Raw genomic sequence first — 12279 nt, forward strand, 5'->3', positions numbered from 1 at the left:
TGCAGTACATTTTTGACCTTCTATATCGACTCACTGCACCGCCAATTTCAATGGCCATCACGCGACGTCCAAAGGTCAAGACAGCCACGCTCACGGTTCGGCTGGACCCCAAGATCAAGGCTGCGGCCGAGGCTGCAGCAGAGTACGAGCACCGCAGTCTTACCAACTTGTTGGAGGTGCTCATCGTCAACCACTGCCAGACGCTTGGTCTGAGCCCCGAACACTTTGCCAAGGAACCCCGCTAATGACAAAGACGCCGCAAACGGCGCGCAAACGTCCAGCTACGCAGAGCGCCGCCATCCAGGAGATCCGTTTCTATCGGGCCAACGAGAAGCCGTATGGCGCCTTCAGCAACCTGTACAAGCGTTCGATGGAGTTTGAGGGGACGACGTATCCCACCTCGGAACACGCGTATCAGGCAGGCAAGGCGCTCAAGCCCGCCGTGCGCCAGTGGATCCTCAGCGCGCCGACGCCTGCCCTGGCTGCGATGGCTGCGCACGGTCTGTACGTGTGGGACGTAGTGCCCAATTGGGCACAGATCAAGTTCGATCGGATGCGCGCCGTGCTGCGCGCAAAGTTTGACCAGAACGCCGACTTGCGCGAGCTGCTGCTTTCCACCGGCGAGGTCAGGCTCGTGGAGGCCGGGACCGTCAACAACGCCGTCAATCGGCTCTGGGGCGAGGTAGATGGCAAGGGCGAGAATATGCTGGGGGTCATGCTGATGGAGCTGCGAACGGCGTACGCCAAGCAGCGCCCCGCACGCGTACGCGTCGCCAAGCAGACTGCCGCGTCCGACAAGACTCAGGCAAGCTCGAAGGTCACCTCCAAACGGGTGGCCGTGACTGCATGACTGCCCCGCGCATGCAGTCGGCGGCTAATCATTACGAGGACGAGCTCGCCCAGTTGGGGAACAGCTACTCGGCGGCGTGCGCCGCAGACATCGGGGCCTTGAAGCTCGCGATCGCCAGCACGGCCGAAGCCAGCATGATCGGCGTAGGCTCGGGAGGATCGTTCACGGTGGCGTCCTTGCTGTGCAGCCTCCACGAGGCTTACACCGGCCGGGTATCTCGCCCCTCCACACCGCTGGAGATCATCTGCACCCCGTCGCTGGCTTCGTCCAGCCCGGTCTTCCTGGTGTCGGCCGAGGGCAAGAACCCAGACATCGTGGAGGCGCTCGAGCGGGCGCGACGGTTCAGCTCGCGCACGGTTCACGTGTTGACCAACCGACAGGACAGTCCTCTGATGGCGCACGTCCAAGCACTACCGGGCGTGAAGCCTTACGTGTTCGAGCTGGCGAAGAAGGACGGCTACCTGGCCACCAACAGCCTGCTGCTCGACGCGGTGCTGGTGGCGCGGGCCTACGGCGAACTCAACGGTCGCCCTCAGCCGATGCCCCCGGACGTCACGGCATTGCGGGTGGGCGAGCAGACCGTGCAAGAGTGGCTCGCGGCAGCGCAGCCCTTCATCGGCGAGGCGGTGCGCCGTGGCGCGCTCACAGTTATCTACTCGCCCTTGCTGCGGGCCATCGCCACCGACCTGGAGTCCAAACTCTCTGAAGGGGCGCTTCTGCACATCCAACTGGCCGACCTGCGTTCGTATGCCCATGGTCGGCACCTATGGCTGGCGCAGCGCCCCCAGGACTGCGCAATCCTTGCGCTGGTCGAACCGTCACTGGGCAAGCTGTGGGACGACATGCGCAGCAAGTTCCCCAGCGGCATTCCGACGCTGGCGATGCCCTTGTCCGGTGCTGATCCGGTCCATCTGATTGCTGGCCTGGTTGCGCAGATGCATCTCGTCGCCGCGGTCGGCCGCGAGCTCGGCACCGACCCCGGCCGGCCCGAGGTGCCGACCTACGGGCGCGAGATCCACTACGCGAACCTGCGAGACATGATCCCGCTGCCGCTGCCGGCAGGGCCTGCCGAGGAGCAGTCCAAGTACGAGGTGCTCGGTGCCCATTGGCCTTCTCAGCGAGACCACGGCACGATGCGCCGGGCGGCTCGGGCCTTTGCGGACACGATTCGCGCGCAGCACTTCAAGGCCGTGGTGTTCGACTATGACGGCACGCTGTGCAGCTCGCAGAGCAAAGACGGTCCGCCGCCGCCCAACGTCGTAGAGCATCTCGTGCGGTTGGCCCGCGCAGGCGTTGTCGTCGGCATCGCCTCTGGTCGTGGTGGCTCAATCCAGACTTGCCTGAAAGAAGTCCTGCCGCACGACGTCCTGCCCAAGATCAGGCTGGGGCTGTACAACGGCGGCTGGATCGACGCGGCGGACGCGCTGCCGGCGCCGCCGGCGGAGACCAGCGAGTTCCTAAGCCACGTGACGCGCATCGTGGTGCGCCTGAAGTCCATCGGCGTGCCCATCCTGGCTCACCGCACCACGCATCCCTACCAAGTTAGTGTCCGGTTCCGCGAGGGTCTGGCGACCGATGCCATGTGGTTTGTGATCGCGGACGCGCTGCGCCAGGCGGGCCTCGATCTTTCCACCATGGTTCGCAGCAAGCACTCGGTCGACATCCTCGCCAAGGGGGTGAGCAAGTCGGCGCTCGTGGCGGACATCATCCAGAAGGACAAGGTAGACCCATACGAGATCCTGACGATGGGCGACCAGGGGGCGTGGCCTGGCAACGACGCCGCGCTGCTTGAGCACCGATACTCGTTGAGCGTGGACATGCCTTCGCGTCGACTCGACCGGGCTTGGAAGCTCGCACCCGCAGAGCTGCGCGATGTCGATGCCACGCTGTGGTACCTAGATCGGATGATGCTTGAGGATGGCAGCGTGTTTCGCCTGGCCCTCCCGGATGTGCGCGACAACGGAGAGGCCGGCGATGCATGACCAAAACGCGGCCGAGCTGCTGGCCAAGGTGATGGGATGGGAGGACTTGGAGACCGTGCCCCAGGTGCTGCCGACCCTGCAGTTGCTGGCCGACTTCAAGTACGACCACTACCAGCGCTTCGGTCCGGGGCGCCGCTTCATTGAGAGCCTGGCGCTGTGGCTCCATCAGTTCGAACCTCAGGATCGGCAGGCTGCCTTGGGCTTGGTCCTGGATCACTTGGTGTTCATCTCCGACGCCGAGTTCTCGCATCTAGTGCGCAGCGCGTACCGCGACTGGATCGTGCAGGAACGCATGCGATTGGTCTCCGAGGAACACGAGATCCCTTCGTTCAGGGTCCAGGAGATCGCTCGCCACCGGCGCTTCGAGCAGCTGCGCCTGACGTCTTTGTACCTCGGCTTGAGCGACGGCGCGCGCACCAATGAGCTGCGCCGGGCCAGCGATGGCGAGATCGGCAACGAGCAGATTTGGCAGGCCTATGAACTGGGCGACGAGAAGGCCGAGGACATGCTCCAGGACCTGGGAGCATCGTTACAACGCGCAGGCTTCGCGTCGGACGACCCTCACTTCAACCTGATCTGGCTGCTGGACGACTTCTCGGGCAGCGGCAACACCTACATCCGCTATGACGGCGCCTCGCGCCGGTTCAAGGGCAAGCTGCCCAAAATCTACCAGCGCCTTCACCAGCGCGGCATGGTCAGCCCGTCGCACTACGAAGTGTTCCTGATGCTCTACACCGCCACGCGTCAGGCGATCGACCACATCGAGTACTGGTCGGAGCGGTTCACGACGGATCAGGGCTTCAAGCCCCTGCAGGTGCGCGTGTTGTGCCCGATCGAGCCCGAAGTCTCGCTCGCTAACAACACCAGCCCAGCGCTGCAGGCCCTGCTGGCCAACCCGGCCTATAGCAACAACAGCGTGGTCGACAAGCATTTTCTCGTCGGCGGAACCGACGATGCCAGCCTGGGCTTTGCGGGATGCGCATTGCCGGTGGTATTGGGCCATAACACGCCGAACAACTCGGTGTTCCTGTTGTGGGGGCCGGAGCAGTTCAAGCCGCACGGACTGTTCCCCCGCGTCAGCCGCCATCGGGAGTTCTGATGGCCTACAACGCCAACCCCTTCCTGGAGCGCATGTCCGAGCGCACGACCTCGGACATGGAGTTCGTCCGCCTGTTCTCTCCGAAGATCTTGGAGAACTTGGCGGAGGATGCCTTCGACGGCGCCGTGCACGTGTTCCGCAGCACGCCGGGCGCCGGCAAGACGACGCTGCTGCGCGCATTCACGCCGCCGGCGCTGCGCGCCTTCTGGCATTCCCGCAATCGCCCCGAGCTGTCCGAGTCGTTCCAGAAGCTGCTCAACCGCGGACTACTGACTGAGGGCGAGAGCCCGCAGCTGCTGGGCGTTTACCTCAGCTGCGCATCTGGGTATGCCGATCTGCCGTCTAGCGAGGGCTTGCAGCAGGAGGGGCTCTTCCGGGCGCTGCTGGACTGCCGGATCGTGCTGCGCACGCTGCGCAGCCTGGGCGCACTGCTGGGCTTCAGCACCCCCGAGCAGTTGGCCGAGGTCTCGCTCGACCATTCGGCCCTACCTGGCCTGCAAGGCATCCCAGCGATCACGAACGCGTTGGAGCTGGCGACGTGGGCCGAGGAGCACGAGCAGCAGGTCTATGCGCAGCTCGACACGTTCATGGGGCCTGTCAACACGGCGCTGCCCGCCCAGTTCCGTTTCGAAGGCGTGCTGTGGTTGCAGTCGATTGCCTTCACCCACGAGGGGCGGATTGTCGGCGGCAAACGGCTACTGATGGTCGACGACATGCAGAAGCTGCGCCGTAAACAGCGGGCGCTCTTGGTTGATGAGCTGACGGTGATGCGCCCGTCCATCCCGATCTGGCTAGCCGAGCGAACCGTCGCGCTGGGAACCCAGCTGCTGTCGCAGGGCGCACGCGAAGGCCGCGACCTGCGCGAATACAACCTCGACAAGATGTGGAGCGATGCCAAGGGGATGAATCAGTTCGTCTCCTATGCGCAGAACATCCTGGATCGGCGCATGAAGAACCAGGACTCGGTGCCGGTGGGGTCGTTCACCCAATGCCTGCGCGACGAACTGGTCAGCAGCGAGGTACGAACCCAGGTCGTCAAGGGCATCGAACGCTTCCGCAGCCAGGTGGAGCGTCACCAATCCAAGCAGCGCTATGCCCAGTGGCTGGCGAGGGCCGACCAGTACACATCCGACCAAAACCTGGAGTCGCTGCTGGAGCTTTATGTCACGCGCATACTGCTGGTGCGGGACGAGTCCAAGCGCCAGTTGTCCCTGGACCTGACGTTGACCGAAGAAGAGCTCGAGAACCGAGACAGTTCCCAGGTCCGCAACGCCGCGGAGCTGTTCATGCACGAGGAACTGGGCATCCCGTATTACTTTGGCTTCGACCGCTTGTGCGTGATGGCCACAAGCAATGTCGAGGAACTGCTGGGGCTCGCGGCCGCGCTCTACGTCGGCCTGCAGGCGAAGCAGGTGCTGCGCAAGTCCGAACCCATCCTCTCGCCCCTGGAACAGGACAAGTTGCTGCGCGAGGCTGCCGCTCGCAAGCGCGACTTCATTCCCAAGTCTCACACCGAAGGTACCCGGGCCCAGCAACTGCTGGATTCCATCGGCGCGTTCTGCTACGAACAGACATTTGCGCCGAACGCGCCCTACGCGCCTGGTGTGACGGGGGTGCGGCTGTCGCGTGCCGAGTTGGCCAAACTAACCGCGCCCGGTTCGTTCGGTCCACCGGGGCTGGCCCTGCAACGCGTGTTGGCCGAATGTGCCGCGGAGAACCTGCTGGTGCAACGAGAGAGCCAGGCCACCGGGTCGCGTGATAGCGGGACCGTCTTTTACCTCAACCGATCGCTGTGCGCCCACTACGGCCTACCGTTGCAGATGGGGGGATGGCGGGACGTGACCGTCGGCGAGCTGATGAGATGGATGGAGCGTCGTCTTACGCCCAGCCGCAAGAACCTGGAGGCGAGCTAGCATGCTTTGGGATCACTATGTGTTTCGCCGCGGCGACGGCGTCCACGAACTGTGGGACGACCTGTTGAAGGACCGCCCGGTCCAGTTGCTGTACATAGCCGGCCGGGGCTTCGACGTGCGTGCACAGTCGGTGATGCGCGAGTTTGTGGCGGGACAGCAGGGCGCTGGAAGGCAGACCGTGAGCGCCAAGCTGCTGCTGCTAGGCTTTCACGGGTACGAGCTGGACGACGAGATCGAGGCGCTCACGCAGGAGAACGCCGGGGCGCTGGAGGCGGTGTTCGCACCTCTGGGTGAAACGGTCACGGTGACCGTCACGCGGACCGAGGGCGAGGAAGAAGCCAGCGCGAGCGATGCCCTGCGCCAACGGGTCAAGGCCGTGCTCGACGAGATCGACGGCAAGACGGACATCATCTTGGACGTCAGTTCGCTGCCGCGTGCGACCTATCTCGCGCTGCTCACGAACATCCTGCAAAGGCTCGTGCCCAACAAGGTGCCGATTGAGGGCGCCGAGCATCCGCTGTATGCCAATGGCGTCAACTTCCAGGTGCTGGTGGCCGAGGATGCCAAGCTGGACGGGCAGATCCGGGCAGAAGACCCCAGTAACGACCTCGTCAACATCCCGGGGTTTTTCGCGACCTGGCAGCTCGAAAGCGTGCAGGACTGGCCCCTCGTGTGGTTTCCGGTACTTGGCGAAGGGCGGGTCAACCAGTTGCAGAAGATCGCAGGCTCGATTCCGACGGAGGCCGAGGTCTGCCCGGTGGTGCCGCATCCGTCCAAGGACCCGCGCCGTGCCGATCGGCTACTGGTCGAGTACCGGGAGCCGCTATTCGACAGTCGCAAGACGCCGACGTCGAACATCTTGCATGCCCAGGAGTCCCAGCCGTTCGAAGCATACCGGCAACTGCTGGGGGCGATGAGGCGCTACCAGAACAGCATGACGATCCTGGGTGGGTGCCGGCTGGTGATGACGCCGCTGGGCAGCAAGCTCATCACCCTGGGCACCGGGCTGGCCTGTTTCGAGATGCGGCCAGTAGACTGGAACGCTAAGTACGGCGTGGCGATCCCCCACGCTGAGCCCAGGCGCTATGTCGCGTCGGTCGACGCGCTTCGCCAGTCCAAACCCGAAGTTTCGGTGCTGTTGCTGACGGGCGAAGCTTACGGAGCGGCGAACTGAGGTGTGGTCGGCAACAACTTCGATGGCGGTTATTGGGACCGACAGGCCGGTGTCACCATCGATGACTGCAATGTGGCCGACAGCGTGAGTACAGGGCGTGGCGGTCGCCGGCAGCAACCGCTGCACAGCAGCCATTGCGGTTTCCGCAGCAGAGCTGAGCGCCGGAGGCGAATCGCTCAAAACAGACCGAACTGCTGGGGAGGCTCGGGTGGTGGTCGTTTCGGTGTCTTGGCTGGTTTCGCCTGGCTCTGCTCGCCTTCCCGCCTTCTCGCCCGTTCGACCTTGGGTCTCGCAGCAGGGTTGCCCACCAGCGGCCCGGCCCACATCTCGAAGAAGCGGGACGCCTGAGCCAGCGGGCAAGACATCCACTCGTCATAGTCCCCTGGCGCCAGAAATATCGGCATGCGCTTCTCGTGGCCAGGCTCATGGAACTGACTGTAGAACGGATGCGCGTCGCAGTTCACCGTGAGCATCGCGTAGCTGAACTTCTCGACGCCACCCTCGACCCATTGGCTGTAGACCCCGGCGATGCCCATCGGTGAGCCATCCTCATTCTCAATGCGCCACCGCTCGTGCGTGTGGTCCTCGTGGTACTTCTCTTCAAACACCGCCTCTGCCGGGATCACGCAGCGCAGCCCGCGCTTCCAGCTCTCCTTGAAGCTGGCCACCGTGCTGACCGTCTCGCAGCGCGCGTTGTACGTATAGCGCCCATGCTTGAGCTCCCGGCGCCACGCCGGCAATAGCCCAAAGACCCCGGCCTCGAACTCTCGCTGGCCATTGACCAGCCGTATGAACGATCCCATCCCCTGCGGCAACAACTCGGTCGGCAGTTCGGTCTTCACGTCCCGCTGCACACCGAAGTGCGCGAGCAGCAGGTCGTTGCGGGTCACCGGGATGTAGTTGGCGCACATGCGAGTTCATCCAGAGCTTCGGACCACCGCCGCGCCGCAAGAGCCGCCGCCGTAGTGAGACACGAGGACACTGATTCTGCGCCTGGCCCCACCCAGGGGATCAGTGCACGGCCACGCCCGGCAACAGGTCCAGCCCCACCCACTGCTGGAACTCCTGGTAACTCAGCGGCTTGTTGACCTTGGCATCGGGCGTGTTCTGCTGCCAGTGCACCCAGGTCCTCGCGGTCGAGGGGTCGTAGACCAGCTTGAACAGATGCGTGGGCACGTGAACCCGATTGGCTCCGATCACGCGCTGGTCAGCAAAGACCGGCCCCGTCATCACATAGATGTCGCCCTTGGCCCGCAGCGCGTACTTGCGCGTGTCGTCTTCCACCTTGGCCCACGGGCCGGCGTTCTGCCGAGGGTCCTGCGGCACCATGTTGGCCAGGCTGAAGGACTGCGCCATGGCCGCAGGCGTGGGCATGTTGGCGGCAGCCGCCATGTGCCCACGCGAGTTGACCGACCCCTTGTAGTCAGACAGCTCCGCGCGCTCGGCCGCGGGCAGCCGGGCATCCGCATAGAAGCGATTCGTGCGCTCGATCTTCTGCGCCCGCAACACGATGTCCCTGTTCAGCCGCTCGGCCACGTAGACCGGCGTGCGGGACTCGCCCGAGTGCAGCACGGCAAAGCTGTCGAAGCACAGCTCGCGCAGCCGGCCCGCGATCGCCACCGCCGGCGCCCGCCCGCTCACGAAAAACTGCGGGCAGTTCGCAAAACCCACCGTTGTGAGTGTTGCCCCAGGCCGTGCCGGCGGCTTGACTCCGCTGGAGCAACCCACCAGCAGGGCCGCCGTCCACACCACCGCCTGCAACGCAAGCCTTCGGCCGCGCCCGTTCTCTGTCTTCTTCAGCATCCCTGGTCGCACCTTCATCCAGCCATGTTCGCAGGTCATCGGCAGCGGCTGCGCGGGCGAGGAGGGCAGGGCCCAGCCTCACGCTCCGGCGCTTGCGGCAACTCCGACGGTCTCTCTTGCGAGCTCTCTTGGGTTGGATGATACTGTATGTCCATATGGGGTATCCATTTAGCTCCAGCTACCAGAGATATATGGATGTATGTCCAGTAATTTACGCCGTGGCCGTCGCCCTGGGAAGTTTGTCGACAACATCGCGATAGGTCAGCGGATCGGTGACCACGGCCTGCTCAAGCAACCGGTAGAACAGCAGCCCTCGCGAGCGCGAAGTGCGGCGGTTGAAGCGAAAGACGAATTCGTCGAGATAGGCGTCCAGGTGACCCGGTTGCACGGCGCCCTGGTGCGTACCCAACACCCAGCGCTTGACCAGCGCGGCCACGCGGTGAACGCCGACCATGGAGACGTGTGCGGGAACGTCGGAGCCCAGATGGACCGTGCGGTGGCGCACATAGCCCAGATCCGCGAGATCGCGGTAGGCGGCTGAGCCGTCGGTGCGCACCTGCGAGCCAGGCTCGACGTTGGCCAGCACGAAGGGAATGAGTTGCTCGGCCGAGGCGTTGTTGATGCGCTGCAGCCGTAGCCGGCCGAAGCCCTTGGGCTCCAGCAACTCCACGGCGATCACCACATGCGTCTGGTGGGTCTGGCTTTTTCGCCCCTTGCCTCGACCACGCGCCACAGGTTGGATGCGGTCGCTGATCGCCAGATACGTCTCATCGACCTCGACGATGCCGTGCAGCCGCTCGCGCTCGGGTCGCACCATCGCCCTGCGCAGGCGGTGCAGCATCGTCCAGGCGGTCTGATAGCTGCCCAGTCCGAGCACCCGCTGCAGGCCCAGGGCGCTGACGCCATGCTTCTGGTTGGTCACGTACCAGGCTGCAGCCAGCCACACGCGCAGCGGTGTGCGGGTTTTCTCGAAGATCGTGCCGGCGGTCACCGTGCTCTGGACCGAGCAACTGGCGCACATCAGCCGGCCGCGACTGGAGCGATAGGGCTCAGCAGCCACGCCGCAGCGAGGGCACACGAATCCCCGTGGCCAGCGCAGCCACTCCAGGTAGTCCAGGCACGCCTGTTCGGAGACGAAGCGCTCCAGAAACTCGCTCCAGTTGCGGGGGTAGTCTTTGCCGGCCTCCGGCGCTAAAGTATGGATGGACATCCAGTACCTCCTGTTCAACTGGAGCTAGCAGGATACCCCTTATGTCCATACAGTTAATCGGAGCCGCACACGATGCCTGCCCCCCTGTCATGGGTCGGCGACGCATCGCCCGACCCCATCCCTTCACCCGCGCCGTCTCTGCGCCTGGTCGACCCCCACAGCCTGGGCCTGCCACCTCGTGTGGAGGCGGCCCTCTGGCGCGGCGACCAGATCGGCACCCCCATCGAGCAGACCGTGCCCTCGGGCTTCGGGGCCCTGGACACGGCCTTGCCCGGCGGCGGTTGGCCCTGCCAGTCGCTCACCGAACTGCTGCAGGTCCAGCCCGCCGTGGCGGAATGGCGCCTGCTGGCTCCGGCCATGCGCGGCCTGGTCGAGCAGGGCAAGCAGATCGTCATCGTCGGTCCGCCGCGCACCCCCCATCTGCCGGGCCTGCAGCTCCAGGGCATTGATGAGCGGCACCTGGTCTGGATTCGGGCCGAGGCGCCGCTGGAGCGCCTGTGGGTCACCGAGCAACTGATCCGGGCCAATGCTGCCGGCATGGTGCTGGCCTGGCTGCCCCAGGCCCGCCAGGAACAGATCCGGCGCCTGCAGGTGTGTGCCCAGAACTGCGATGCCCCGGTCGTCCTGTGCCGGCCCATCGCAGCCGCCACCGAACCGTCTGCGGCCCCGCTGCGGCTGGAGCTGCGCTTCGGCCTGGACTGGGAGCTGCGCGTCAACGTGCTCAAGCGCAAGGGCCCGCCGCTGGAGGAAGAACTGATCCTGCCTTCTGTTCCCGCCAGCCTGGACGCCGTGCTGACCCCGCGCCTGCGCCGACCGAGCGAGCTGATCGCCTCGCGCCTGTCCCGTGACCCTCAAGAGCTTTCCCATGCTGTGGGCCGCCCTGCACCCCGATCGCCAGCAACTGCCGACCGAAGCCGCACCGCGCACTGACGCCCTGCAGGGGCTGGCCACCTGGTGCCTGCAGTACACGCCGCGGGTCGCGATCCAGGAGGCATTGCTGGAGCACCCGGCCGTGGTGATGGAGGTCGAGCAGAGCGTGCGGCTCTTCGGCGGCAAGCGCCTCCTGGTCCAGCGCATCCGCGAGGCGGTGCCGGAACTCGGTGTGTCGCAGCTGAGCTGGGCGCCCAACAGCCTGGCGGCCATGGCGCTGGGCCGCGCGGGCCTGACCAACGGCTTCGCCAAGCCGCTGGCAGAAATCCTTGATGGCCTGCCGCTGCACACGCTCACGGCGGTGGCCAGGCACACCGGCGTCCTGGCGCGCATCGGTTGCCAGACCCTGGGCCAGGTGCGGGCGCTTCCGCGCGGCGGCATGTCTCGCCGCTTCGGCAAGGAGCTGCTGGCGGCCCTGGACCAAGCCTACGGCCTGCGACCCGAGGCCCATGCCTGGGTCGCCTTGCCCGAGCGCTTCCAGGCCCGGCTGGAACTGATGGCCCGCGTTGAACACGCCCCGGCCATGCTCTTCGGCTCCCGGCGCCTGGTGCTGCAGATGGCCGGATGGCTGCAGGCCCGCCGCTGCGGCGTCACCGCCTTCACACTGCGCTGGTGGCACGACGCCATGCGGTCCAAGGAGGCGGGGGAGGGCGGTGAGATCACCGTGCGCGCCGCCAAGCCCACCCGCGACACCGAGCACCTGATCCGCCTGCTGGCCGAGCACCTGGACAAGGTGACGCTGCTCGCGCCGGCGGGCGACCTGGAATTGCTCGCCACCGAAGTGGTGCCGTTGCACGAAGCCAGCGCCTCGTTCCTGCCCGAGGCCCGCCAGGATGGAGAAAGCCTGGCCCTGGTCCTCGAGCGCGTGGCCGCGCGCCTGGGCCCGGACCGGGTGCTGCGCCCTGTGCTCATCGAAGACCATCGTCTCGAATGGATGTGTCGCTGGCAGCCCGCCCCCGAAAAGCGCCCCAGCGGACGCGCCGGCATCGCGGAGGGCCCGCAGCCCACCTTCATCCTGCCCACGCCCCTGCGCCTGGCCGTCAAGGACAACCGGCCGCTGTACCAAGGTGTGCTGCAACTGCTGGTCGGGCCGCATCGCATCGAAGGCGGATGGTGGGACCGGGTCAGCGAGACGCCGCCCGAAGAGGCCAGCGACGGCACCCTGGCGCTGTTCCCCAACACGCCCCTCGAATCCACCCGCCAGGTCAGCCGCGACTACTGGGTCGCGCTGAGCGAGCATGCCGGCGTGCTGTGGGTCTTCCAGGTCCGGTTGCCGCACGGCGATCACGCCTGGTACCTGCACGGCACCTTCGCCTGA

The 12279-nt window shown here is 65.7% G+C and carries 11 protein-coding genes; 8 read left to right on the forward strand and 3 right to left on the reverse strand.

Annotation, left to right across the window (positions count from 1 at the left end; all coding sequences use genetic code 11):
• Window positions 1-50 precede the first annotated feature (50 nt).
• The 6 genes from LG388_RS01775 to LG388_RS01800 are packed head-to-tail and all read left to right on the forward strand — an operon-like array spanning window position 51 to window position 7018.
• Window positions 51-245: a hypothetical protein gene (locus LG388_RS01775; RefSeq protein WP_225781131.1), complete on the forward strand. Its 195-nt coding sequence runs from the start codon at window positions 51-53 to the stop codon at window positions 243-245.
• Window positions 245-850, forward strand: a complete 606-nt coding sequence (locus tag LG388_RS01780; RefSeq protein WP_225781132.1) for an NADAR family protein — start codon at window positions 245-247, stop codon at window positions 848-850. Before LG388_RS01775 ends, LG388_RS01780 begins: the two co-directional genes overlap by 1 nt.
• Window positions 847-2832 carry an HAD-IIB family hydrolase gene (locus LG388_RS01785; protein ID WP_225781133.1) on the forward strand — a complete coding sequence of 662 codons (1986 nt, stop codon included), beginning with the start codon at window positions 847-849 and terminating at the stop codon, window positions 2830-2832. Before LG388_RS01780 ends, LG388_RS01785 begins: the two co-directional genes overlap by 4 nt.
• Entirely contained in the window at window positions 2825-3931 is a 1107-nt protein-coding gene (locus tag LG388_RS01790) for a hypothetical protein (protein WP_225781134.1), read from the forward strand. Before LG388_RS01785 ends, LG388_RS01790 begins: the two co-directional genes overlap by 8 nt.
• Window positions 3931-5844 (forward strand): hypothetical protein, encoded by a 1914-nt coding sequence (locus LG388_RS01795; RefSeq protein WP_225781135.1) that lies wholly within the window; start codon window positions 3931-3933, stop codon window positions 5842-5844. The genes LG388_RS01790 and LG388_RS01795 overlap by 1 nt, the downstream gene beginning before the upstream one ends.
• A gap of 1 nt (window position 5845) precedes the next feature.
• A complete protein-coding gene (locus LG388_RS01800; RefSeq protein WP_225781136.1) occupies window positions 5846-7018 on the forward strand; it encodes a hypothetical protein in 1173 nt (390 codons plus the stop codon).
• 176 nt (window positions 7019-7194) lie between these two features.
• Here the strand turns inward: LG388_RS01800 and LG388_RS01805 are convergent, their stop codons facing one another.
• The 3 genes from LG388_RS01805 to LG388_RS01815 all read right to left on the reverse strand — a co-directional run bounded on the left by LG388_RS01805 (window position 7195) and on the right by LG388_RS01815 (window position 10031).
• Window positions 7195-7929 (reverse strand): SOS response-associated peptidase, encoded by a 735-nt coding sequence (locus LG388_RS01805; protein ID WP_225781137.1) that lies wholly within the window; start codon window positions 7927-7929, stop codon window positions 7195-7197.
• 100 nt (window positions 7930-8029) lie between these two features.
• Complete coding sequence (locus LG388_RS01810) at window positions 8030-8821, reverse strand: DNA/RNA non-specific endonuclease (protein WP_370630074.1); 792 nt, start codon at window positions 8819-8821, stop codon at window positions 8030-8032.
• Window positions 8822-9032: 211 nt separating this feature from the next.
• Window positions 9033-10031 (reverse strand): IS1595 family transposase, encoded by a 999-nt coding sequence (locus LG388_RS01815; protein WP_225781138.1) that lies wholly within the window; start codon window positions 10029-10031, stop codon window positions 9033-9035.
• A gap of 72 nt (window positions 10032-10103) precedes the next feature.
• Between LG388_RS01815 and imuA the strand changes: the two genes are divergently transcribed.
• Together imuA and LG388_RS01825 are read left to right on the forward strand one after the other, a co-directional pair.
• Window positions 10104-10961 carry a translesion DNA synthesis-associated protein ImuA gene (gene imuA, locus LG388_RS01820; RefSeq protein WP_225781139.1) on the forward strand — a complete coding sequence of 286 codons (858 nt, stop codon included), beginning with the start codon at window positions 10104-10106 and terminating at the stop codon, window positions 10959-10961.
• Window positions 10897-12279, forward strand: coding sequence for a DNA polymerase Y family protein (locus LG388_RS01825; RefSeq protein WP_225781140.1), 1383 nt, complete (start codon window positions 10897-10899; stop codon window positions 12277-12279). The genes imuA and LG388_RS01825 overlap by 65 nt, the downstream gene beginning before the upstream one ends.

Source organism: Xenophilus sp. Marseille-Q4582 (assembly GCF_916700565.1).
GTDB lineage: Bacteria > Pseudomonadota > Gammaproteobacteria > Burkholderiales > Burkholderiaceae_C > Xenophilus.